This is a genomic window from Candidatus Neomarinimicrobiota bacterium (genome assembly GCA_041862535.1).
Lineage (GTDB): Bacteria > Fidelibacterota > Marinisomatia > SCGC-AAA003-L08 > TS1B11.
Map to the genome: position 1 here is coordinate 1 of JBGVTM010000225.1, position 23,508 is coordinate 23,508.

Annotated in this window: 20 protein-coding genes; 17 read left to right on the plus strand and 3 right to left on the minus strand. The window is 52.6% G+C overall.

Going from position 1 to position 23,508, the window contains the following annotated elements; genetic code table 11:
- A partial coding sequence (locus ACETWG_08200; protein MFB0516571.1) for a hypothetical protein occupies positions 1 to 272 on the plus strand: 272 nt, incomplete at its 5' end.
- Between the two features lie 611 nt (positions 273 to 883).
- Positions 884 to 2,089 (plus strand): HEAT repeat domain-containing protein, encoded by a 1,206-nt coding sequence (locus ACETWG_08205; GenBank protein MFB0516572.1) that lies wholly within the window; start codon positions 884 to 886, stop codon positions 2,087 to 2,089.
- A 165-nt stretch (positions 2,090 to 2,254) separates the two neighbouring features.
- Here the strand turns inward: ACETWG_08205 and ACETWG_08210 are convergent, their stop codons facing one another.
- Together ACETWG_08210 and ACETWG_08215 are read right to left on the minus strand one after the other, a co-directional pair.
- On the minus strand, positions 2,255 to 2,662 hold the full coding sequence (locus tag ACETWG_08210) for a hypothetical protein (protein MFB0516573.1): 408 nt from the start codon (positions 2,660 to 2,662) through the stop codon (positions 2,255 to 2,257).
- Positions 2,663 to 2,781: 119 nt separating this feature from the next.
- A complete protein-coding gene (locus ACETWG_08215) occupies positions 2,782 to 3,078 on the minus strand; it encodes a YggT family protein (GenBank protein MFB0516574.1) in 297 nt (98 codons plus the stop codon).
- A 335-nt stretch (positions 3,079 to 3,413) separates the two neighbouring features.
- On the opposite strand from ACETWG_08215, the gene ACETWG_08220 reads away from it, so the two are divergent.
- The 10 genes from ACETWG_08220 (at position 3,414) to ACETWG_08265 (ending at position 15,437) form a co-directional block, all read left to right on the plus strand.
- Positions 3,414 to 5,123, plus strand: a complete 1,710-nt coding sequence (locus tag ACETWG_08220; protein MFB0516575.1) for a S8 family serine peptidase — start codon at positions 3,414 to 3,416, stop codon at positions 5,121 to 5,123.
- 32 nt (positions 5,124 to 5,155) lie between these two features.
- Positions 5,156 to 5,509 carry a preQ(1) synthase gene (gene queF, locus ACETWG_08225; GenBank protein MFB0516576.1) on the plus strand — a complete coding sequence of 118 codons (354 nt, stop codon included), beginning with the start codon at positions 5,156 to 5,158 and terminating at the stop codon, positions 5,507 to 5,509.
- 121 nt (positions 5,510 to 5,630) lie between these two features.
- Complete coding sequence (gene rpmH, locus ACETWG_08230; protein MFB0516577.1) at positions 5,631 to 5,765, plus strand: 50S ribosomal protein L34; 135 nt, start codon at positions 5,631 to 5,633, stop codon at positions 5,763 to 5,765.
- A gap of 6 nt (positions 5,766 to 5,771) precedes the next feature.
- Complete coding sequence (gene rnpA / locus ACETWG_08235; GenBank protein MFB0516578.1) at positions 5,772 to 6,125, plus strand: ribonuclease P protein component; 354 nt, start codon at positions 5,772 to 5,774, stop codon at positions 6,123 to 6,125.
- Complete coding sequence (gene yidD / locus ACETWG_08240) at positions 6,091 to 6,327, plus strand: membrane protein insertion efficiency factor YidD (protein ID MFB0516579.1); 237 nt, start codon at positions 6,091 to 6,093, stop codon at positions 6,325 to 6,327. The genes rnpA and yidD overlap by 35 nt, the downstream gene beginning before the upstream one ends.
- 2 nt (positions 6,328 to 6,329) lie before the next feature.
- Positions 6,330 to 8,120, plus strand: coding sequence for a membrane protein insertase YidC (gene yidC, locus ACETWG_08245; protein ID MFB0516580.1), 1,791 nt, complete (start codon positions 6,330 to 6,332; stop codon positions 8,118 to 8,120).
- Positions 8,121 to 8,204: 84 nt separating this feature from the next.
- On the plus strand, positions 8,205 to 9,548 hold the full coding sequence (gene mnmE / locus ACETWG_08250; protein MFB0516581.1) for a tRNA uridine-5-carboxymethylaminomethyl(34) synthesis GTPase MnmE: 1,344 nt from the start codon (positions 8,205 to 8,207) through the stop codon (positions 9,546 to 9,548).
- A gap of 1 nt (position 9,549) precedes the next feature.
- Complete coding sequence (mnmG, locus tag ACETWG_08255; protein MFB0516582.1) at positions 9,550 to 11,442, plus strand: tRNA uridine-5-carboxymethylaminomethyl(34) synthesis enzyme MnmG; 1,893 nt, start codon at positions 9,550 to 9,552, stop codon at positions 11,440 to 11,442.
- The gene (gene mfd, locus ACETWG_08260; GenBank protein MFB0516583.1) at positions 11,439 to 14,582 is read left to right on the plus strand and encodes a transcription-repair coupling factor; all 3,144 of its coding nucleotides are present in this window, start codon (positions 11,439 to 11,441) and stop codon (positions 14,580 to 14,582) included. The genes mnmG and mfd overlap by 4 nt, the downstream gene beginning before the upstream one ends.
- A gap of 87 nt (positions 14,583 to 14,669) precedes the next feature.
- On the plus strand, positions 14,670 to 15,437 hold the full coding sequence (locus tag ACETWG_08265) for a peptidyl-prolyl cis-trans isomerase (GenBank protein MFB0516584.1): 768 nt from the start codon (positions 14,670 to 14,672) through the stop codon (positions 15,435 to 15,437).
- Between the two features lie 22 nt (positions 15,438 to 15,459).
- Here ACETWG_08265 and ACETWG_08270 read toward each other — a convergent pair whose 3' ends face one another.
- On the minus strand, positions 15,460 to 15,627 hold the full coding sequence (locus ACETWG_08270) for a hypothetical protein (GenBank protein MFB0516585.1): 168 nt from the start codon (positions 15,625 to 15,627) through the stop codon (positions 15,460 to 15,462).
- An 18-nt stretch (positions 15,628 to 15,645) separates the two neighbouring features.
- Here ACETWG_08270 and ACETWG_08275 point away from each other — a divergent pair, with 18 nt between their 5' ends.
- The 5 genes from ACETWG_08275 to gyrA all read left to right on the plus strand — a co-directional run bounded on the left by ACETWG_08275 (position 15,646) and on the right by gyrA (position 23,349).
- Positions 15,646 to 16,704 carry a peptidylprolyl isomerase gene (locus tag ACETWG_08275; protein MFB0516586.1) on the plus strand — a complete coding sequence of 353 codons (1,059 nt, stop codon included), beginning with the start codon at positions 15,646 to 15,648 and terminating at the stop codon, positions 16,702 to 16,704.
- Between the two features lie 402 nt (positions 16,705 to 17,106).
- Complete coding sequence (gene dnaN, locus ACETWG_08280) at positions 17,107 to 18,222, plus strand: DNA polymerase III subunit beta (GenBank protein ID MFB0516587.1); 1,116 nt, start codon at positions 17,107 to 17,109, stop codon at positions 18,220 to 18,222.
- 261 nt (positions 18,223 to 18,483) lie between these two features.
- On the plus strand, positions 18,484 to 18,759 hold the full coding sequence (locus tag ACETWG_08285; protein MFB0516588.1) for a DUF721 domain-containing protein: 276 nt from the start codon (positions 18,484 to 18,486) through the stop codon (positions 18,757 to 18,759).
- 26 nt (positions 18,760 to 18,785) lie between these two features.
- A complete protein-coding gene (gene gyrB, locus ACETWG_08290) occupies positions 18,786 to 20,771 on the plus strand; it encodes a DNA topoisomerase (ATP-hydrolyzing) subunit B (GenBank protein ID MFB0516589.1) in 1,986 nt (661 codons plus the stop codon).
- Between the two features lie 106 nt (positions 20,772 to 20,877).
- A complete protein-coding gene (gyrA, locus tag ACETWG_08295) occupies positions 20,878 to 23,349 on the plus strand; it encodes a DNA gyrase subunit A (protein ID MFB0516590.1) in 2,472 nt (823 codons plus the stop codon).
- Positions 23,350 to 23,508: the final 159 nt, after the last annotated feature.

Below are 23,508 nucleotides of genomic sequence, written 5' to 3' on the forward strand. Positions count from 1 at the left end.
GGAAGATCGCCCGGGCCAAGCCCGAATTGCAGTCCAAGATAACCGGGCGGCTGCTGGACATTGAGCAGACGCACTTCGACCAGGGGCGTCAGGACCTGATCAAGCCCTACATAATCGAGTCCTTCGAGGAGTACTTTGACCAGTCACCGGACCAAGCGGAGATACTTGCCTTTGTAAGACAGCAGGTAACCTGCCGGAGCCCTAAGGCCCGGGATCTGGCTAAGGGATTTCTAGAAAAGTGGGGAGGGACATCCGAGACGGGACGCGCCTAGCCCGACGACAAGGCAGGCACAATCCGCTTTACAGGTCGCGATACTATGGCTTACCTTATAAAAACGCCACGGTTGAAGGTACCTGGCTTGATATGCTGGAAGAGTACCGTGAAATACTCATTAGGTGACACGGGACTGTTTTACGGCGGTAACTGCACACAAAAGCCTCATCATCTTGACTATCCTGGGGATTTCATGTTAGTGAGATATCGCCTGAATAAACCGCACCAGCGTATAAATCCTGACTGTTACTACAGCGAGCATGATTATATATCTATGGTAGTAGCTTACCAAACCGCTTTTAGCCGCTACCCTAGAAAAGCATAAGGAGAATACAAGTAAACAAGAAGGTGCAGATTCTTTTTCCCATTGTATTGGTATCTTATCTTAGTGTATGGGGAGCCTCCGCTAATGAAGAGCTGAAGTACATCTCCCTACTGCCTGCCGGAAGCGCAGAACCTGCGGGACACATAGTAGTCCGGATACCCGAGGATCGAATGGCTCCAGAAAACTGGAAGGTGGACTGGTTCGTCTCACTACACTCTCCCAAGGGTTATCGCATCTCATTGGGAAGGATAGAAGACACGGAGCCACTTCACGAGGAAAGCAAGATGGTACTGAAAGTCCCGTCCGGAAGTTATCGTTTCGAGATCACTACAAGATCTAGCGAATTGTCGGCAAAGACAATGGGAGCTTTCGATTTTGCCAGCGGCAATTGGCATCCTCCAGTTGCTGAGCCCTTGCATGCAGGCAGCACCGAAGTCTCGATCAGCGCGGAGCAGTTGAAGGTGATCGAAATACAGTACGATGATCCTATGGTCGGGCACGGCCCCGAGAGCGGGGACGAGAAGAGGACAGTTTACTTGTGGCGGAACTTTCGGCTCGTGGTGACAGAAGGCGGGATAGGCGAGATTCCCCAAGAAGCACCGGAGGTGCACGCCCTAACGAAGGAAGTCTCTATTACGGAGTTGGGGGAGCGGGAGCTCATCGCCGGTCTACAAGAGGATCTCGGGTTGGCTGCGGCGGGTGCCTTACTTCGCATAAAGAATCTTAACACTGAGTTGATTATTTCGGCACTCGAGGAAACGCCACTGGAGTTGAACGTAGCCGAAGCACGGGTTCTCGCAAAGGCAGTGGAAAAGAGAGCCGTCGAGCCCCTAATCCGATGCCTGGAGGAGGGCTCCGAGGTATCGCGTTACCTAGCGGCGTGGACTCTGGGCGAGCTGCAAGACCGCCGCGCCGTGGAACCGCTCATAAAAGCCTTGAAGGCCGAGTCAGTCATAATTCGAAGTTATGCAGCCTACGCCCTCGCACGGATAAAGGATACCACGGCTCTTGACGCCCTGATTGAGGCGGTGAGTGACAGGGCTTGTGTCCAGGGGATGACCTTCCAGTTGTTAGACTATGAAATCTACACGGAATACCTCCTCGGGAGTGACTACAAAGCAGTGGGACCAGTGTTGCCAATCCCCTATTTCTGCGTCGCGAGAAATGCGATTTACGCCCTCGGTCAATTGAGAGATCCCAGGGCTATCGAGCCTCTCATTGAGTACCTAGATATCCCTGACAATAATATCCAGCTAAGTGCGATCATGGCCCTCAGTCTATATCGCGGCGAGAGAGTTGTGGATGCCTTGCTGGCAAAGCTTGCCTCAGAACAGGCGGTCCGTTGGCTGGCAGTGAAAGCACTGCAGACTATTGGCGATGAAAAAGCACTGAGCCCACTGGAACAACTCTCCCAGGCCGATCCTGATTCGACTATGCGCCAAGCAGCTGTGGAGGCCATAGAAATGATCAAGGCGTCAAAGCCTGAATGAGTACGTATACCGCCTAATAATAGCTTGTAGCCGATCCCTCGGCCTCCCATTCGGCGGAGCTATCCCGAGGCTTAGGGATGAAGGGCTCAGGGCAGGAGGCGGCTATACCACCCAACCGCTGAGCGTTCGGCTGGTGGACTTAATGTAGGAAAATCCCGCCCTAGCCTATCGTACCTGCTGGAAATCAAAGCTTCGAAGGTGGGTTTCCGCAACCAGGACGCCGGTGACCAGCAGCCCCTCGACGTGGGCCAGGATGGCGGCATCGTGGAGGTAGCTGCATACGGGTAAGCGCCTGCTGTGGGCAGGGGAATCCAGATCGGTGCCGGGATAGCGCGCTCCCAGGGCAACAGCCTCCACACCTGACTGGCCCTGCGGCACCAAATAGAGTCGACTCAAATCGACGAACGGCTCCCGCAGCAAGGCCCCCAGCCCGCGCAGGGGATTGACCCCGGACTTATTGAGCCCATCGGCAACGTAGGCCCAGGGGCGATCGTCGGGGAAGCGGGCGACATCGAAAACAGTGACCGGCACCAGGCCCCGTTCAGCCCGCAATTGGCGGAAGGCAAGCAGCATCTGGCGCGGCTCCTGCGGGTTATAATCCACGATATAAATGCCCGGACCTGACTTCCGATGGGCGGCGGCAACTCCCTCACAAAAAAGAGGTGTCCAGATCCAGGTTTGGAGACCTGTATTCACCCTGCCAGTCGATAGCCCATCCGGATGATGGCACTTACCAGCCAGCGATCGATGGCATACAGCCCCGCCAGGGCGATCAGGGGGGAAATGTCCAAGCCGCCGAACAGAGTGGGGATGACCGCCCGGACGGGCCGGTAAACGGCATCGGTAAGGGCGTAGAACAGGCGGGTGAGCTGATTCAGCGGCAGGCGAACACCCAACCACGACAACACCACCTGGACGATGATGAGCACTTCCAGGATTGAAATGGCGAGGCTAACAATCCGACCGAGAATGATGAGCAAGTGTCCCATGAGCTGCATAAGCGCCAATTGCTACGAAGAATAAATAATACTCACAGCCAGGTGATTGCTCAATACGAAGGCAATTCGCAGCCGTACTGAGCGGACGACCGGCTATAAGGTGCCACCAGGCCGCACGAGATGCAATACTATTTTAGCCAGCAGGTTGATGGGTTGGGAAACTTAATAAGCCTGTTTCCAGTGTCATTGAAGTGTGTATTTTCCGGGGGAGAATTGCCGAACCTATGATAGGCCCTTCTGATAAGAGACCGGATTTGAGGCTACAGATCAGGAAGCCCCTTTCCAGTAAAGAATACCGGACCCTTCCATGGGCCATGGCGTTGTTAATGGCGACCGCCTTCGCCGCCGCTTCACCCGTCGATAAGATCCATCCCACAACCTACGAGTCAGGCAAGCGCGATAAGGGAAACGTTCACGCCTGGATATTCTTCACGTGTAAGGCCCAATCCCTGGCCCGAGGGGCGGCAGAGGTCCCGGTCACTAATAAGGCTTTAGAGCGACGTGAGCGGCGGGGAGTGGTGTCCCTGGAGGAAGGCCGGGAGCTGGACCGGCGGGTCGATCCGGAATTCATACGCCAGGTGCAAGCAACGGGGGCGGTTATCCGGCGCGAGAGCCGCTGGCTGAACGCCGTGAGCGTACGGGCAACGCCCGAGCAGCTGGAATCGGTGGCCCAGTTTTCCTTTGTAACTCAAATTGAGCCCGTGCGGCAGCTGGTTCGACCGCCGCTGCCCGCCACAGCCGGTCCTTCAATTCCTGGACCGCCGGCAATGAGCCAATCAAATCAGCTCGATTACGGCCCAAGCTATAACCAATTGGCCCTGATGAACGTTCCGGCCCTTCACGACCGGGGTTACTCCGGGAAAAACATCATCGTGCTCATGCTTGACACCGGGTTCTACAAAGAGCACGAGGCCATACAGCCCGATAGAATCCTGGACGAGTACGACTTTCTGGAGAATGATCGGGAAACACAGAATGAGACTATCGCTGAGGACAGCGTTGGCCAGCACAGCCACGGCACCTATACCTATACGGCGTTGGGCGGTAACAGCCCGGGCTACCTGATCGGACCGGCCTATGAATGCAGCTTCCTGCTGGCCAAGACCGAATCAATCCCGGGCGAGTTTCAGGGAGAAGAAGACAACTACGTGGCGGGACTGGAATGGGGCGAGGCTCTGGGCGCGGATATCGTCTCCAGCTCTCTGGGGTACTTGTACTGGTACGAGTACGAAGATCTTGATGGACAAACGGCCATTACGACCAGAGCTGTGCTCTGGGCCACGCGCTTAGGCATGCTGGTGGTAACCGCCGCCGGTAACCAGAGGAACAGTTCCGATCCGCCGGGCTGGGGCGGCTATATCATCGCCCCTGCCGATGCTGATAGCATCATCGCTGTCGGTGCGGTAGACTCCAAGGGCCAGCTGACGTCATTTTCAAGCCACGGCCCGACCTACGACGGGCGCATCAAGCCGGAGGTGGTGGCTCAGGGAGTAAGCGTGTCTTGCGCCTCTCCAAGCGGACCGGCAGCGTACACCCATAAAAGTGGCACGTCGCTGGCAACACCGCTGGTGGCGGGCAGCGCGGCGCTGCTGTTTCAGGCGCACCCTACCTGGCGGCCGGCAGATGCCAGAACCGCCCTCATGGCCACCTCCAGCCGGGAAGACCGGCCGGATAACGACTACGGCTGGGGTATACCGGACCTGCTGGCAGCACTGAACTACCATGCCGGGAAGCCGGCGGAATACTATGCCCTCCAAATAGAGAAGGCATACCCCAATCCTTTTCAGGTCGGGACGAAGCCCTATATCGTCATTGAGTGGACGAAACCCTACCGGTCGGCGGTCAAGCTGGACGTCTACAATCTATTGGGCCAGCACGTGGTCAACCTGTACGTCCGTCCCTCCAAGGCGCCAGGGCCCGGCACGGCAGTCTGGCCAGTGGTCGATGCCAAGGGTCGGCGGGTGCCGTCGGGAATTTACCTAGTGCGTCTGACCGACGGCCGGGGCACTACGGCCAGGCGCATCACGGTACAATAAAATATAGACAACGGCAGTGAAAGGAGCATGTGATGACCGAAGAGACCTGGCACGAACTCGAGGTTGTCCCCAATAAATACGAGGACCGCGACTACACCGTAAATATTTCCATCCCCGAATTCACCTGCGTCTGTCCCCGGACAGGACTGCCCGACTTTGCCACCATCACCATCAATTACGTGCCCGACAAGCATTTAGTGGAGCTGAAATCTCTCAAATACTATATCCTGAACTACCGCAATCTGGGCATATTTCACGAGGAGGCCGCCAACCGTATTCTAGACGATATCAAGAAGGCCGCTAAGCCGCGGCAGATAGAAGTAATCGGGGAATTCAACCCCCGGGGCGGTATCAAGACCGTGGTGACGTCGCGCTGGCCGGAGTGACCGCCCGCGTTACCCGATCTCAGTGACCAATGTTAATTACCACCAGTCGACTGCAAATAGCCCCTTTGTTTTAACATAGGGCTGGCCTAAATTCGGTGGCTTTTTAAAAAGCTATCGGGATATGAAAGTACGGAAACAATTCAGCAACCGTAAGCGGAAGAACAAGCATGGCTACCGGGCTCGCAAGAGTAGCAAGTCCGGCCGGGCCATTCTTGCGCGTCGCCGTAGCAAGGGGCGCAAAGTCCTTTCCGCCTGATCCCTATTGAACCAGAGACTGACTCGGGCGCGGCGGCTTACCCGAAAGGAGGAGTTCGACCGCGTTTTCGCTTATGGCAGGAAAATATCACAGTGGGGTATTAATGCGTGGATCACGCCCGCAACCTGCCCCCGATTAGGATGCGCAATCTCCAGCAAATATGGCAACAACGCCCGACGGAACCAATTCAAGCGCCGGGCACGCGCCGCATTCCGGGAGCTCTACAACCAGCTGCCACCAATGGATGTGGTTATCTCAGCTTCAGCGCAAAAGGGGTGGATTACCTACCACGATATCGTAGCTTTCTTCCAGTACATCATAGCCAATGAGCAAGCAGGCAACCAGACAGGCACTGATTAACCTCCTGACCCTCCTTATTCGGGTTTACCAGAACACTTTTTCGCTGTTGTTCCCGCCATCGTGCCGCTACACACCCAGCTGCTCCCAATATGCTATTGACGCCATCAGCAAGTACGGGGTTGCGTCGGGACTCTACCGGGCCGGGAAGCGGATCCTTCGCTGCCATCCCTTCACCAGCCATAACAGCTACGATCCGGCCTAGCTATGTCCAACACCCAGCGCGCTATACTGGCCTTTCTGCTTATCGCCCTGGTGCTGATTTTCACACCGCGCTACCTGCGGTTGATCGCTCCCAAGCCTGAAGGCGGCCCGCCGGTCCAGGAAGAAGCGTTACCTACAGCGGATACCCTGCAGCCCGGACCACCGGCTGCGGTGCCGAGCGCAATCGAGCCGGCCGAGGTTCCCAGCGTCCCGGTGCGGGCCCAACCGGCGCCCCAGCGCTGGCCGGAAGAGATCGTCACTATCGAAACCGACCTGTACCAAGCCACCGTTTCTTCAACAGGCGGCGGCAGCCTGAAATCCTTCGAGCTCCAAAAATACCGGCACGGACGGGGAACCGGCAATGTCCAGCTCATCAACGAAACCCCGGATGATGTTAATCTACGCCTCTCCTACATCAATCTGAATGGCGATACCACCTACCTAGTAGATAACTACGAAGTGCTGGAATCACCCGGTAAGGATACCACCTATCTGGCTAACGGATCCCTCACCCTGGCGTATCGCTACACTTACCCGTCCGGGGCCAGGGTCAGCAAGCGGATCACATTCCAGGCTGACAGCTATACAATCCGAATTGAGGTTCGCTGGGAGCATCCGGAGTTGGAGCTGGGCATTAATACCTTTGAAATCGGCTGGCCCAACGGCCTGCATCCAGCCGAAAAGGTCCTCAAAGAAGATGAGGCTTACGGTAAGGTTTACGTATATCAGGGCGGCGAGCTAGCCGACCAGGGCGCTGTACGCAAAGGGCCGGTGAAGCGCCAGAGCCTCAATGGTAGTACCCAGTGGGTGGCCCTGAGAAACAAGTACTTTGCAGCCTCCTATATAGCCGACCAAAAACAGCCCGGTCTCTATGGCGCCTATTCAGCCGTCCCGGTGCCCTATACAGCCGGCAACGAGAGTGGCACCATGACCCGCTTTTATATGGGCATCGGCTACGAAGCGCGCCAATCAGCGAACCTAACCCTATACCTGGGGCCCCTTTCCTACTTCATAATCAAGGACCTGGAAGTAGACTTAGAGCGGATCATGAACCTGGGATTCTCCGTGATCCGGCCCATCAGCAAGCTGGTTCTCTATACGCTGGTCTTTTCCCACGATTACATCCCTAATTACGGTCTAGTTCTAATCCTATTCGCGATCATCATCCGCGTGCTGACCAATCCCCTGACCAAGAAAAGCGCCCTTTCCACCCAGAAGATGCAGCTGGTCCAGCCGAAGGTGAAGGTCCTCCAGGAAAAATACAAGGGCAACCCTCAGAAGTTGAACCAGGAGATGATGGCACTCTGGAAGGCCGAGGGGGTCAATCCCTTCGGGGGATGCCTGCCGATCCTGATCCAGCTGCCGCTTCTTTGGGCCCTATTCATTGTCTTCCGCACCACTATCGAGCTGCGGGGCCAGCCCTTCGTCCTCTGGGTTACTGATCTGTCAGCCCCGGATGTGGTCTTTACACTGCCCTTCGCGATCCCCCTTTATGGTAGCGGCGTGACTATCCTGGCCCTCATCATGGGGATCACCATGTTTATCCAGCAAAAAATCAGTGGGGCCGGCGCCAATCCCCAGCAAAAGCCCATGATGTACATCATGACCGGCATGTTCTTCCTGATCTTCAACCAGTTCCCCAGCGGGCTCAACTTATACTATGCCTTCTCCAACATCCTGGCCATTTTTCAGCAGCGCACCATCCGCCGGCACCTGAAAATGGGTCAGGAAATGAAAACGCCTGCCAAAGCTAATAAGCCCCCCGCCAAGACTAAAAAGCCCCGGGCTTCTTAACTTATTTAACAGTCCCTGGCTTTAGCTGTACATTTAATAGCTATGCCGCTATTGCACCAGGAAAACCGCTCCGTTACTCTACAAGTGAGTGAACGCGTCGGATACCGCACCGACACGATCATTGCCCTGGCCACCCCTCCCGGCCGGGGCGGGGTGGCCGTGGCGCGCATCAGCGGCCCCCAGGCCCTGACACTGATCCAGCAGCTGTGCAGCGCTCCCTTGACCGACCACCCCAGACACGCCTTCCTGGTGGAACTGCTAACCCCTCATAATAAGCAGCTTCTCGATAAGGCCCTGGTAACCTATTTTAAAGCACCAGCTTCCTTCACCGGTGAGGACGTAGTTGAAATCAGCACCCACGGCGGCTATATCACTCCCGGCAGGATCATCCAGGCCATAATCGGCCTTGGTGCCCGGCCGGCTGAGCCGGGCGAGTTCAGTCTGAGGGCCTTCCTCAACGGCAAGATGGACCTGGCGGAGGCGGAGGCCTTGAACCAGCTGGTTTCAAGCCTGAGCTATCGGGGCCAGGTCGCTGCCAGCAACAACCTGAGCGGGCGGCTTTCCCAGGAAATTGCCGCCGTACGGGAAAGCCTGTTGAACCTGCTGACGTTACTAGAGCACGAGCTGGACTTCTCGGAAGAGGAGATCGACGTTACCTCACACCAGGAAATCGCCGGGGTCATTGATCAGGCGCTGGAGCAGCTTCACCACCTCAAAGCGACAGCTCCCTACGGGCGGATCATCCGGGACGGAGTACGGGTGATCCTGGCCGGTTCCCCCAATTCAGGTAAGTCCAGCCTGTTTAATGCCCTCATCGGACACGAACGGGCCATTGTCACCGATTTGCCCGGAACCACCCGGGACAGCCTGGAAGCCTGGATCGACATCAATGGCTTTCCCGTGTGCCTGGTGGACACCGCCGGCCTGCGCGACAGCGCCGATACCATCGAGCAGCTTAGCGTGCAGCGAAGTCAAAAGGAACTCGCAGCGGCGGATATCGTCCTCCTGCTGGATCCGGATGATCCCTACACAGCCGAGGTTGAGGCTGATATAAGCCAGAAAGTGGTGCTACATATAAAGTCAAAGGTTGACGAACCACCTCCAGATAGCAAGGAGAACGTCATTCGCACTTCGGTGCTGCGCCAGGACGGGCTCGACGAACTGCTCCAGGGCCTCAAAGAGATCCTGCACAGCTACGTCCCGCAGAGCGAAAGCGCAATTGTCACTTCCGAACGTCAACTGAGCGCCCTGGAAACCGCCATCGAGCACATGGAATCGGTGAAGGCGCAAACTGACGAGGGCCAGTCTATTGACATAATCAGCGGCGAAATCAGGCTGGCGGTAAACAGCATGGCCGAGATCATCGGGGAGACCACCAGTGAAGAGGTGATCCAGAGGATATTCAGCGAGTTCTGCGTGGGGAAATGACATGATTGCAATAAACAATCAGGAATGGGATGTCGTTGTTGCCGGGGGCGGGCATGCCGGCATCGAGGCGTCGCTGGCCGCGGCCCGGATGGGCTGCCGTACCCTGCTGGTTACGCTCGAACCGCAGGCCATTGCCCGGATGTCGTGCAATCCGGCCATAGGCGGGCTGGCAAAGGGGCATTTAGCCCGGGAAATTGATGCCCTGGGCGGAGAGATGGGGCTGGTCGCCGACCAGACCGGCCTGCAATATAAGACCTTAAATACCAGCAAGGGCCGCGCCGTCTGGAGTCCGCGGGCCCAGATTGATAAACGGGCCTATACCCGACGGATGCAAACGGTTCTGTCAGCACAGCAGAATCTCACCGTCCTAAAGGGCGAGGTTACCGGGGTAGTCGTTGAGAATAATTGCCTCGTGGGAGTAATCCTCAACCAGGAAGCTACCATCCGCACCCGGACCGCTATTCTTAACTGTGGTACCTTTCTTAATGGGCTGATCCACATTGGTGACCGCAAGTTTCACGCCGGGCGGATGGGAGAGCGCCGCTCAGAGGGCATTACGGAATGCCTCACGCCTCTAGGCTTCAGGGCCGGACGGCTTAAGACGGGCACCTGCCCCCGAATCCACCGCGCTTCCATTGACTGGGCCAAAACCAGCACCACCTGCGGCGATACGCATCCCACACCCTTCTCCTATCGTACGCCCCTGCCATTTGAGCCCCCCAACGAAGCCTGTCACATTACACATACCGTGCCTGAGGTCCACGAGGTTATCCGGGCCAACCTGCACCGCTCACCACTCTATGCGGGCGAAATCAAAGGCATTGGCCCGCGGTATTGCCCCAGTATCGAAGACAAGGTGGTGCGATTCGCTCAACGTGAGAAGCACCAGCTGTTTCTCGAACCCGAGTGGGCTGATTCCCACCAGATCTACGTGAACGGCTTCGCTACCAGTCTGCCCGAAGAGGTGCAGCTGAATGCCCTGCACTGGGTGCCGGGATTGGAAAAGGCCGTCTTCATCCGGCCCGGCTATGCCATAGAATACGATTTCTTCGCGCCCCGGCAGCTCAAGGCTACCCTCGAGACCAAGGATGTAGAGGGACTATATCTAGCAGGCCAGGTCAACGGCACCTCCGGTTATGAGGAAGCTGCCGGCCAGGGGATCGTGGCCGGCATTAATGCGGCTGCCAGTATAATGGGCCAGGACCCACTCATTTTAGGCCGGGACGAATCATATATCGGCGTCCTGATAGATGACTTAATCACCAAGGATACGGACGAACCGTACCGGATGTTCACATCCCGGGCTGAGTACCGGTTGCTGTTGCGTCCGGATAACGCGGATATCCGGCTCTCGCAATACGGTATTAACTATGGCTTATTAACTGCCGCGGATGAAGAGCGCCTCAAATCGCGTCTAAAAAATATCGAGACCTTCAAAGGGGTTTGCAGAAAGCAGCACGTGGAATACGACAGTGCTGGTAATGGATCGTCCCAAAACGGGAATAACGGTACCAAGCGATTAGTGCTGGAGGCCATTTTGAGACGACCGGAGGTGTGCCTGGAACAAATTGTGGACTATTTACCCGCCGCTCTGCACGATCTGCCGGCGATAGATCTCTTTACGGCCGAAACCGATGTCAAGTATGCCGGCTACATCGAGCGGCAGCGGGTCCTGGCCGCAGCTATGGGCCGTCTGGACGGCACTCCGATAGATCCTGACTTTGATTTTATGAGCCTAACTGCCATGCGGCGTGAGTCGCGGGAGAAGCTCTGCCGGGTCAGGCCCCAGACTCTCGGTCAGGCTTCGCGCATATCGGGGGTCAATCCTCCGGACATCGCTCTGCTTTCCATTCACCTCAAACGGCGGCATGTTTCACGTGAAACAGCGCCATGACAATACCCGCGCGTCTCCTTGAAGTATCATCCGCAGCTCTAAAAGAGCTTTTCGTAGCCCCCGAAGTACGGGTGAATGGCCTTCCCTTACCAGCCCTGCCCCTGGTGCTGGCCCACCTGTCGTCATCCTACGGGCTGCCCATTTTGGCAGCTTTTGAATTAATAGAAGACGCCCTGGCAGTACGCGATATTATGCTGGGACTAACAAATGGGGAGTCCCTTGCGTTCTACCCGGGTACTGGAGACACCGAAGACGTACCCCTGGGATTTTTATCGCCTTTCGAAGGCTTCCGTCTGAATGCTCTTGCAGGTTTAGGCGGTGATGAACCGCCCCCATACTTTCTGCTGACCCAAGATATTCTGACTGAAGGACTCCCTTCAAAAAGTACCATCCAGGGGACTACCATTAAGATACAGCCGGGAGCCACGTCCTACTCAGATCTGCGACGGTGGCTGGAGGCAAACGGATACGACGTTACACCGTTGGTCACTGAGCCCGGAACCTTCGCTCTCCGGGGCAGCATCATTGACTGCTATCCAGTGAACCAAGATGCCCCAGTCAGAATGGACTTCTTCGGGGAAAGCCTGGAGGAAATCCGCGAGTTTGACATCCACTCCCAAGTAAGTACCCAGAAGCGGGCCGCGGTGGCTATACTCTCTCTCGTTCAGAATGAGACCGAAAGGGTCCCCGTTTTCGACCACTTCCCCAAGGGGTGGATCCTGGCCGCCCAGGAAGATGAAGAACTCTGGTCCCTCAGCACTCACCGGGCAGGTAAGCCTGAGAGAACCATTGACCTTTCGGTAGAAATCTTCCCTGAACAGGGAACAACTGCCGAGCTGCTGCTGGCACGTTGGGAATTCTTACAGAGATCAAACCCCGGCTCGCAAATCTTGTTCGTCAGCGATCACCAGGCGCAGTTTAGCCGTGCCGCGACGATATTACCGGAAATTCCCTTACAGCATGCCTCCGGCAGCTACCCTTCCGGCTTCCACTCGGCACCCCTGGGTTTGATGGTGGTGACGCCCACCGAACTATGGCATCGACCGGCAAGCACCTGGCGGCCAGCACGTAAGGCGGTGGCTTCACTGATCACTGTGAAGCAACACATTGACACCCTGGAACCGGGCGACCCGATCGTCCACGTGAATTACGGCATTGGACAGTACCAGGGGCTCACCCACCTATCAGTGGGTGGCACCACCCAAGAGTGCCTGACCATCGAATATCACGGCGGTGACCGCGTTTATGTGTCTACCGATAAGATTTCTCTGGTGTTCCCCTACACTTTTACAGAGGGTCGCCCACCGCAGCTTGACTCGCTGCACTCGCGCCGCTGGGAGCGGATAAAACGCCAAACGCGCCGCTCAGCCGAAGAAGTGATTGATCAGCTGGCGGAGCTCTATGCCCGGCGCGCATTGGCTACCGGCATTTCTCATCCCGAGGATGACGAGTTTCAACTTGAATTTGAAGAGACCTTTCCTTTCGAAGACACACCCGACCAGGTACGTTCTACGGATGAGATCAAGCGCGACATGGAGTATCCCCGCCCTATGGACCGCCTGCTGTGCGGCGATGTGGGCTTTGGCAAGACTGAACTGGCGCTGAGAGCCGCCTTTAAGGCCATTCGTGGCGGTCAGCAAGTTGCCCTGCTGGCACCCACAACGATCCTCGCAGATCAACACTTTATCACCTTTCGTGCCCGGCTGGAACCATTCGCCGTGAACGTCCAGATGCTATCACGTTTCATAACACCGGCAAATCAACGCCACATACTTAAAGGAATCTCCGCCGGAACCGTCGATATAGTCATCGGTACCCATCGGATTCTCTCACAAGATATAGCTTTCAAACGCCTGGGGCTGCTCATAATAGATGAGGAACACCGCTTCGGTGTTAAGCAGAAGGAGCGCATAAAAGAGCTGAAGACCAACGTGGATGTCCTCAATCTATCTGCTACACCCATACCTCGTACGCTTCAATTTTCACTCGCCGGCATTCGTGACATCTCTCATCTGGACACGCCGCCCCTGGAGCGAATCCCTGTTATCACCACTATTAATTACTACAGCCAGGACCTTATCAGACGGGCTGTCACGAAGGAAATCCAAAGGGGGGGACAGGTTTACTTCGTACACAGCGAAGTAAAAAGTATTGACCGGGTAGCCCGGGACCTGGATGAACTGCTAGCAGGAGTTACGATTGGTGTCGCTCATGGGCAGATGGGCTCAAAGGAGTTGGAAACGACAATGCTGGCATTCTCGGAAGGTCGCTTTCAGCTGCTGGTTTGCACCAGTATCATCGAATCCGGAATCGACCTGCCCAATGTGAATACGGTGATCATCAACAATGCCCATCGGTTCGGACTATCACAGCTTTACCAGATACGTGGTCGTGTGGGGCGTTCAAACCGACAGGCCTACGCTTACCTGCTCATACCACGACGCCCCAGACTAACCCGTGAAGCCCTGAAACGCCTGAAGACCATTGAACGGTATACGGCCCTGGGTTCCGGCTATGCCATAGCTTTAAAGGACCTGGAAATACGCGGCACAGGCAACCTCTTCGGCCTGGAACAAAGCGGCCACGTAGCGGCGGTCGGGTTAGGCCTTTACACCCGCATAATTCAAGGCATTGCACGAGAACGTGACTTAATCCCGGATGACCTGTCCTCACCACGGCTAAGACGGGAAGAGGTTTCCGTTAGAATTTCTCAACGCGCCAGTATTCCCGATAGTTACGTACCCGACCCCCACCTGCGCCTTAACCTCTATCGCAGGCTGTCAATCATAGACAGCCTTGAAGATCTCGAGAGCTTTCGTCTAGAGATAACAGATCGCTTTGGCGCCTGTCCAAAGGAAGTGGAAGATCTGCTGCTAACAGCCCGGCTGGGCATACTATCAGCAATAATCGGCGTAAGAGCCGTGCGGTTGACAACCGCCAGCCAGATCCTGATCGATTTCACCGGTCCCGAAAATCCGACACAGCTTTTACAAAAAATTCAGGCCACCATGGAACCATTTGAGCTAAGCTATCGTTTTCAAAATCTCAAGGGTGGTGATCTGCGGCTCACATTTCCACTGGGTGAAAATGATGCTTACACCACCCTGGTATCTATATTAAGTAACCTTAGATCAGGATAATAGCTGCTAAATTTTATCCAAAGCAAGAATCCCGGCTAAACAATGATAACAAGACCGCCAGGAATGCCTTCATTCACAAGCATCATTATGATTGTCCTCATCCCTGCTACAATCAGCATGTCGCTTAGCTGCTCCCGTAGTGGACAAGAAGCCGATCCGCCTCTTGCACGAGTAGAAAAAAGCACCATCAGGCTCAGCGACCTGGATGAAGGAACTCGCGCCAACTATCTTTCCCTAGGCGAGGCAGCCGAACACTGGATTGATGATCAAGTTCTTCTGCAGCACGCTGAAGGGTCGAAGCTTATCAATCAGAGGGCCGTCACAAAGCAGCTGCAAAAACACGAGCAACGGCTACTTGCCGGCCTGCTCCTGGACTCTCTTCTGCTCAACCAGATTCAGATCGATCCGGAAGAAGTCCGGGCCTATTATGCGAATCACATAGAGGAATTCCAATTCCCTTTTAATGCTGCTCTAGTCACCCACATTTGTTTTAGGCGGCGTGATGCTGCCCTAGAAGCGCTTGACCTTCTGGGCAGCTCCGTCGCAACACGCGACTCGGTCCTCGGTCAATACAATTTTGACCATCAATTAATCTATCAAAACCAGATTATACCTTCCTTGGACGAGGCGGTTTTCCAAGCCCGTGTCACTCAGTTTTATGGCCCAATAACCTCAGATTTTGGCTACCACATAATCCTCGTTGAACGATTTTTCGATCAGGGAGATACAATCCCGTTTATCTTTGTTAGAAAGCATATCTACGAGAAACTATTTCAGATGCGACTGCCCCTGGAAAGATTAACAATAATAGACAGCTTGCGGGAAATGCTCGACGTTGAGGTATATCACGATTAAGAATCTGCTTATAGTACTGGCATTACCTGTTAGTCTTGTCGCCCAGCAGCCAGTAGACGGGATCGCTGCTATTGTGGGGGACAATATTATTCTTAAAAGCGACGTATACCAGCTCGTCATGATGAACGCATTGAGAGACCGCGTCGACATCAATACCAGGCCGGACTTGCTCAAGAATTACCACGATCAAGCCCTGGAATCCTTGATTATGCAGAATATTCTGTTAGCAAAAGCCAAGATAGATAGCATGGATATAATTCCGGATGAGGATGTTGATCAAGCCCTGGATCAACAGGTTGAGTCTATAATGGCCCAGTTAGGATCAGAGGGCCGCTTTGAAGAGGTCATGGGTCAAAGCATTAGAGATTTCAGGGAGGAGCACTGGTATGATATCCGGAAACAGATAATCGCTGAGCGCTATCAATTTGAGAAGATCACGTCTGTGAAAACATCCAGGGATGAGGTACAAGAGTTCTATTACACATATAAGGATAGCCTGCCTCCCGTAGACACAAAATATGAACTGTCACAAATTATACTGCCGATCCTCTCGGGTGAGGAGGCCAAAGAACAGGCATATAAGACCATACTGAACCTTAAAGACAGCCTTAATCACGGCGCTTCTTTCTCCGACCTTGCACGTAGATTTTCCGATGATGAAGTATCTAAAAATCAAGGGGGCAATCTTGGCTTAGTGCGGCGCGGTGAGTTAGTACCTAGATTTGAAGAAGCAGCCTTCAGCCTGGAAGAGGGTCAAATAAGTGATATTGTTGAAACCGTATTTGGGTATCATATAATACAACTCCTTGAAAAACAAGGGGAAAGGATAAATGTCAGCCACCTTTTGGTTAAAGTTGAACCCACGTCTGCTGATAGAGATAAAGCATTAGAGCGGATACGAAATTATTATTACCTCCTGGCTGATCAGCCAACCTTATTTGACTCACTTGTCAAAGAGATTTCCAATAACGATAATCCTCACAGCGATTTAGGATACATTGGCTGGTTAGAATATAGTAAACTGCCCAATGAATCGTACAAAAACGCAATCTACGGTACTGTTGCTGGTGATATTACACCCCCCTTCCAAACCAAAGATGGTTTCCACATCCTTAACGTTATCAATGTTAAAGAAGGGGGTATACCAACCCTTGAGGAATATTATCCACAGATCGAGGCCTTTGCTCTAAGAGATAAACAAATAAGATATATCAATACTTGGCTAGATAGGATACGCAAAGATATATTTATTAGGAAGATAGATTAAATATCAACATTTAATGAAGCATTATATGTGATAAAAGGTTAATATTAAGAACTTTATAAAGTTTGAACCTGTTGCTCGTGTAATAACCATCCTAAGTAACAAAAGTGAATATGTTATTCACATTGTTTCCTCAATATCTATAATGCATTTTCTGTTCTTATATTATAAAATACTGTACTTCTTATCCACATTATAAACAACCTATAATATTAAAAAAACAAATTTATATAGTTTATATTTAAATTTGATATGTTAAGACGATCTTCCTCGTCGGTAGACAAACTTAGCATTAGAGACAATTTTCTTGAAGGAAAGGATAGGAAAGAGTAATATTAGGCATAATGAATACGGTAATGGTTATACAGTCCATAGTAAAGAGGTAACAACGGATAAAACAAAACTATGAAGTTCGTCTCAGATCAACATTCTTTACAAACAGCACTTCAGCAACTAGGGAAAGTAACGCCTACCAGATCAACCTTACCTATACTAAGCTCTGTAGTGCTAAGCACCGAGGAGGATAGGCTCAGCCTGAGAGCTACAGATCTTGAAATATCACAGGTAATTTATATACCAACGACGGTTAGCGAGGTTGGAAGCGTAGCTGTGCAACAAAGAACGATTCTTGAAATAGTTAGTGAGGTACAAGCAGGGGACCTAGAAGTAGAGGTTGATGAAAACAGAAAATTGGTTATGAAAACATCCCTCGGTAAATACTCTATTATGGGTAAACCGATAGAGGAATTTCCATCGCTGCCTGAAATAGCAACCGTTCAAGAAGTGCGGCTATCTGGCAACAGCTTAAAAAGAATTATAGAAAAAACAACGTTTGCCGCCAGCAGGGATGAGCTTAAGCCCTCGCTAATGGGAGTATTATTTCAGTTTCACGAGGATACATTTAAGGCAGTAGCCACAGATGGCCATCGTCTAGTAAAACATGTTCGATCAGATTATAAAAATGATGGATACCGAGGCGATAGTATAATTCCTATAAAGTTTCTGCATATACTTAGCACATATCTTGTTGATAATGAAGATGTTACTTTAAATATAAGTGAAAACCATATATTTATGAGCAACAAAGAAACAGTATTATTCTCTAGAATTATTGATGAAAGGTTCCCTGATTACGAGAGTGTATTCCCAAAGGATAATGACAAGCATCTCAAGGTTGACCGCGATGAGTTACTTTCTGCAATCCGCCGCGTGAGCATTTTTTCTAACAAGACAACCCATCAGATAGCGCTCAGACTAAGCCAGGAGGGGATGGAGATAACGACTGAGGACGTAGAGACGATGTCGGAGGCTAAGGAAGCCCTAGCCTGTGAGTACGAGGGAGAGCCACTTGTGATAGGATATAATTCCAACTATGTTCGAGACTTAATATCGCATATAGACAGCCAGAAAATCCATATGGAGTTCAGAACACCAGTTACAGCAGCCATTATTTATCCTGATGAACAGCAGGAGAATGAGGAACTTACGATGCTCATCATGCCTATAAGGTTAAACGACTAGTTGGTATATATTAGATCAATTGTGCAGGACAGATAATATACGATTTAATTATATGAAATATTTGGATCATGGTAATTGATAGTTATGAAATATGCCACGAGTATGGGGTCTGATAGGTCCAGGAGCTATTCTAGTCTTAAACTCCGCGCTAAATGTCCCAGATGGGATAGTCGCCTCTTACTCTCAAATAAATCATCATATCTACAATGCCGCCGGATTAAGTAAGGGTGGGAATTAACCAATGACTCTATGGAGTAGCCCATGACCAGTTTAGGAGAGGCCATTACTGGCATGCTTAAGGAGTATGGTCTGAGTGAGGCGGTCCAGCTCCACAGTATTATACTCCTGTGGGATGACGTTGTTGGAGCGGCCATCGCAAGTCACAGCAAGGCAGTTGGCGTAAAGGGAAACACACTCTACGTCAGTACCAGCAGCGCAACCTGGCGCAATGAAATAGCTTTCCAAAAGGATGAGATCCTAAAGGCCTTAAATGATAAGAGTGGATCAAATTTAGTAAAAGATATACGGATTTGTTGATGGCTACTACCGGCTTAGGAAAGAAAATGACGGATAAAGCAAATAGCGATGTAAGCGCTTATGGTGCTGATAAGATTACCGTCCTAAAGGGGCTTGAGGCGGTACGTAAACGACCGGCGATGTTTATTGGTGATACAGGTAAGCGAGGCCTGCACCATCTAGTCAACGAGGTGGTAGACAACGCGGTAGATGAGGCCCTGGCCGGTTTTTGCGATAAGATTCAGGTAGTTCTTCAAAGCGATGGCAGCTGCTCGGTTACTGATAATGGCCGGGGCATACCCGTTGGCTGGCATAAAGAGGAGAAGCGGCCAGCGCTGGAGCTGGTTATGACCTTACTGCATGCCGGCGGTAAGTTTGATAAAGGTTCCTATAAAGTATCGGGTGGCCTTCATGGCGTGGGAGTATCAGTTGTTAATGCTCTCTCAGAATGGTGCCGGGTGGAAGTTCATCGCGATCAACAAATCTATGAGCAGAGCTACAAGCGCGGCAAAATTGAGACCCCGATAGCGGTGAAGGGAAAGACAAGAAAGACGGGTACAACAGTCAGGTTCAAACCTGATGAAAGCGTTTTTCGGATAAGTGAATTTGATTTTGACATAATAGATGAAAAGCTAAGAGAACTGGCCTATCTTAACAAAGGATTGGAGATTACCCTTACTGATGAACGACCAGGCAGGGAGCAGCGCCGGGTACATCGGTACAGGGGTGGCCTGATCGAGTTTGTTCAGCACATGGATGCAACACGCACAGCGTTGATTCCTAAACCGATTTATATTGAAGGCGAAAAAGAAGGCGTTCCAGTAGAACTGGCATTTCAATATAATGACAGCTACAACGAAAACATCTTTACCTTCGTTAATTGTATCAACACAGTTGAGGGTGGCACCCACTTAGCAGGCCTTAGAGCCGCACTGACACGGTCCTTAAATCAGTATGCCATAAAGAACAATCTGTTTAAGAACAGCAGGGGCGGCAAGGGAACGTTCTCCCTGAGTGGAGAGGATGTCCGTGAGGGCCTCACAGCGGTACTCTCTGTGAAGGTTGCTGATCCCCAGTTTGAGGGTCAGACTAAGACCAAGCTGGGTAATGGCGAGGTGAAGGGTATATGTGACTCGATTGTCATGGAAGGGCTTTCTGAGTATTTCGAACAACACCCAGGAGTAGCCAGGAAGGTTATTGAAAAGGCTGAGCTGGCAGCCAGGTCTCGGGAGGCAGCCCGCAAGGCAAAGGACCTGATTCGCCGCAAAAGTGCTCTTGACACCGCCAGCCTTCCGGGCAAGTTGGCGGACTGCTCCAATAGGGAACCCGAGTTCTGTGAACTCTTCCTGGTGGAAGGAGACTCGGCTGGTGGTTCGGCCAAGCAGGGGCGGGACCGACGCTTCCAGGCGATATTACCATTAAGGGGCAAGGTCATTAATGCGGAGAAGCATCGTGATGACAAGCTGCTCAACAACAATGAAATTCAGGCGATCGTTACTGCCCTGGGCACAGGTTACGGGGGTGACAATGAAAATGGCAGTGACAGCAGCGGATCAGACTTCAATATTGATAATCTCCGCTATAATAAGATTATCATTATGACCGATGCCGACGTGGACGGCAGCCATATACGCACCCTGCTTCTGACTTTCTTTTATCGAAAAATGGAACAGCTGATCCATGATGGGCATATTTATATCGCTCAGCCCCCGTTATACAGAATCCGTCATGGTAAGAAGGAGCTATATGCCTACTCGGATGATGAGCGTAATTATCATATTAAAAGTTTGAAAAAGTCTGCTGGCAGAGAAGTAAAAAGCGAAATTACGCGCTATAAGGGTCTGGGTGAGATGAATCCCGAGCAGTTATGGTCTACTACCATGGATCCTGAGACGCGGACCCTGCTTCAAGTCACCGTTGAGGACGCAGCCGGTGCTGCAAGCCTGTTTTCCAGGCTTATGGGCAACGATGTGGAAGCCCGCCGCGAATTCATCGAAGCGAACGCTCAAAACGTTACTTTTCTGGATATATAGATTGGCGAGTACATGCCAGCCAGGCGTAGATGCCCCCGCTGAGTCACAGGTGCACGCAGGGTATTCCCGACTGATATATTGCCCTTTATTGAAGGGTTAATAATAAATGGATACAACACGAGATAAGATTGAACCCCGCGAGATAACTGACGAGGTATCCGAGTCCTATCTGAATTACTCCATGTCAGTGATTGTCAGCCGAGCGTTGCCGGATGTGCGCGACGGACTCAAGCCGGTCCACCGTCGGGTATTGTATGGCATGTCGGAGCTGGGTGTGGCGTACAACAGACCCTATAAGAAATGTGCCCGTATTGTCGGGGATGTTTTGGGAAAGTATCACCCCCACGGTGATGCTTCGGTCTATGATACTTTGGTACGCCTGGCCCAGCCATGGTCGATGCGTTACCCGCTGGTGGATGGCCAGGGCAACTTCGGTTCAATAGACGGGGACAGTGCCGCGGCCATGCGGTATACCGAAGCGCGGATGAGCCGCATTGCTGGTGAGTTGCTGCGGGATCTGGACAAGGATACGGTTAATTACGTTCCCAACTTTGATGATACTCTCAAGGAGCCGTCGGTTTTACCGGCGCTGGTTCCAAGTCTGCTTATCAATGGGTCGGAAGGTATCGCCGTTGGTATGGCTACCAAGATACCGCCCCATAACATAAATGAGGTGATCGGCGGTCTAATTGCGCTGATTGATAATCCTGACCTCAGTGTTAACCAGCTTGAGGAGCATATCAAGGGCCCGGACTTTCCCACCGCCGCCTATATCCTGGGTGTAGAGGGTATCCAGGAAGCTTACCAGACCGGTAGGGGCAAAGTGACAGTTCGCGCCCGGGCAACGGTGGAGGAAGCGCGCGGTGGCCGGGAGCAAATTGTCATTACCGAGATTCCCTATCAGACCAATAAATCCCTGATCATCGAGCGCATTGCCGAGCTGGTGAGAGCCAAAAAGCTGGAAGGTATCAGCGACGTGAGAGACGAGTCGGACAAGGACGGTGTCCGCATGGTGGTTGAAGTAAGGCGGGATGCAGTACCAGAGGTAGTCCTGAATAACCTTTACATGCACACCCAGCTTCAGGAGACCTATGGCATCATTATGTTGGCGCTGGTTAATGGCCAGCCGAAGATTCTCAACCTGAAGCAGCTGCTTACTCACTTCATTGATTTCCGCCACGAAGTGGTGGTACGTCGAACCAGATATGAGCTGAACCAAGCGGAGGAACGAGCCCATATTCTCGAAGGCCTGAAGATAGCCCTGGACAATATTGACGCAGTTGTCACCCTTATAAGGGGATCGGCCAACCCTGATGTAGCGCGCCAGGGATTGATGAAAACTTTTACCTTGTCGGAGCGCCAGGCCCAGGCCATCCTTGATATGCGGCTGCAGCGTCTCACGTCCCTTGAGGTAGAGAAGGTAGTGGCGGAATATCGCGAAACCATCAAACTCATTGAGAAGCTCAAGAACATTCTGGAGAACCGGGGTCTCCGGATGGCCATTATCAAGGAGGAACTCGAGGAAGTTCGGGAGCGCTATGGCGATGAGCGCAGAACGGAGATCGTTTCTGCGGCTGCCGATTTCTCGGTGGAAGATATGATCGCCGATGAGGACATGGTGATAACTATCAGCCATAATGGGTATATCAAACGTTCGGCCAGCAGTCAATGGCGTCGTCAGCGCCGGGGTGGGCGAGGTATGCAGGCTGCTACGACCAGGGAAGATGATTTCGTAGAGCACCTGTTCATTGCCTCCAGCCATGATTACATCCTGTTCTTTACTGACCGGGGCAAGTGTTACTGGCGGAAGGTTCACGAGATCCCCCAGGCGGGGCGCCTCTCACGGGGGCGGGCTATTGTTAACCTCGTGGAATGCGAATCCGGGGAGAAGGTGAACGCCTTTGTCAGTGTGCGGGATTTTAATGCCGAGCATTTTATTGTCATGGCCACCAGGCAGGGCTTGATCAAGCGTACCGCTCTCAGCGCCTACGGTAATCCCCGGCGGAAGGGCATCTATGCTATTGATGTACAGGAGGGCGATGAGCTCATCGAGGCCAAAATCTCGCACGGCAGCGACGATATTATCCTCGGTACGCGCAATGGGAAGGCCATCCGGTTCCATGAAAGTGATGTCCGACCTACCGGCCGTAAGACCCGGGGTGTTATTGGTGTCAAGCTGGCAGGTGAAGAGGATTATGTTGTGGGTATGATAGTAGTCCGCCGGGAGGGGACGGTTCTGGTAGTGACTGAGAATGGCTATGGCAAACGCACCGACGTAATGGAGTACAGAATCACGCATAGAGGAGGCAAGGGCATAATTACTCTGAAAACCACTGAGAAAGTTGGCCCGATGGTCTCCCTGATGGAAGTGGTGGATACCGACGATCTCATGATTGTTACTAATAGGGGGGTTATGATCCGCCTGCCGGTGCAGGATATCCGTACTATTGGAAGGAATACACAGGGAGTACGGGTTATCCGCCTGGACGAGGGAGCGCGGATTGCCTCCATCTCGCGGGTGATGGAGGAGGAGGGTAAGGCAGGCGACAATGGTCAGATGAAGGCGAATAGCGAATAGCCGGCTGATTCGTTCCACAACAAATCCGTTGAATAAAGGGTGCCAGTAAGCTGATATCGGCACCCGTTATTCTTACTATAAATAAGCCTCAGCACTTAAAGCTCTACTTTCATTTGCTGTATCTTGAATGGATAAGTTGGGGCTATTATTTTGCTGATT

Coding starts and splice junctions, on each gene's coding strand:
- gyrB (MFB0516589.1), top strand. CDS start 18,786: ATGACGGATAAAGCAAATAGCGATGTAAGCGCTTATGGTGCTGATAAG.
- yidC (MFB0516580.1), top strand. CDS start 6,330: ATGTCCAACACCCAGCGCGCTATACTGGCCTTTCTGCTTATCGCCCTG.
- ACETWG_08220 (MFB0516575.1), top strand. CDS start 3,414: ATGGCGACCGCCTTCGCCGCCGCTTCACCCGTCGATAAGATCCATCCC.
- queF (MFB0516576.1), top strand. CDS start 5,156: ATGACCGAAGAGACCTGGCACGAACTCGAGGTTGTCCCCAATAAATAC.
- mnmG (MFB0516582.1), top strand. CDS start 9,550: ATGATTGCAATAAACAATCAGGAATGGGATGTCGTTGTTGCCGGGGGC.
- ACETWG_08210 (MFB0516573.1), bottom strand. CDS start 2,662: ATGCTGCTTGCCTTCCGCCAATTGCGGGCTGAACGGGGCCTGGTGCCG.
- dnaN (MFB0516587.1), top strand. CDS start 17,107: ATGAAGTTCGTCTCAGATCAACATTCTTTACAAACAGCACTTCAGCAA.
- yidD (MFB0516579.1), top strand. CDS start 6,091: ATGAGCAAGCAGGCAACCAGACAGGCACTGATTAACCTCCTGACCCTC.
- gyrA (MFB0516590.1), top strand. CDS start 20,878: ATGGATACAACACGAGATAAGATTGAACCCCGCGAGATAACTGACGAG.
- ACETWG_08285 (MFB0516588.1), top strand. CDS start 18,484: ATGACCAGTTTAGGAGAGGCCATTACTGGCATGCTTAAGGAGTATGGT.
- mfd (MFB0516583.1), top strand. CDS start 11,439: ATGACAATACCCGCGCGTCTCCTTGAAGTATCATCCGCAGCTCTAAAA.
- ACETWG_08205 (MFB0516572.1), top strand. CDS start 884: ATGGTACTGAAAGTCCCGTCCGGAAGTTATCGTTTCGAGATCACTACA.
- ACETWG_08215 (MFB0516574.1), bottom strand. CDS start 3,078: ATGGGACACTTGCTCATCATTCTCGGTCGGATTGTTAGCCTCGCCATT.
- ACETWG_08265 (MFB0516584.1), top strand. CDS start 14,670: ATGATTGTCCTCATCCCTGCTACAATCAGCATGTCGCTTAGCTGCTCC.
- ACETWG_08275 (MFB0516586.1), top strand. CDS start 15,646: ATGCAGAATATTCTGTTAGCAAAAGCCAAGATAGATAGCATGGATATA.
- rpmH (MFB0516577.1), top strand. CDS start 5,631: ATGAAAGTACGGAAACAATTCAGCAACCGTAAGCGGAAGAACAAGCAT.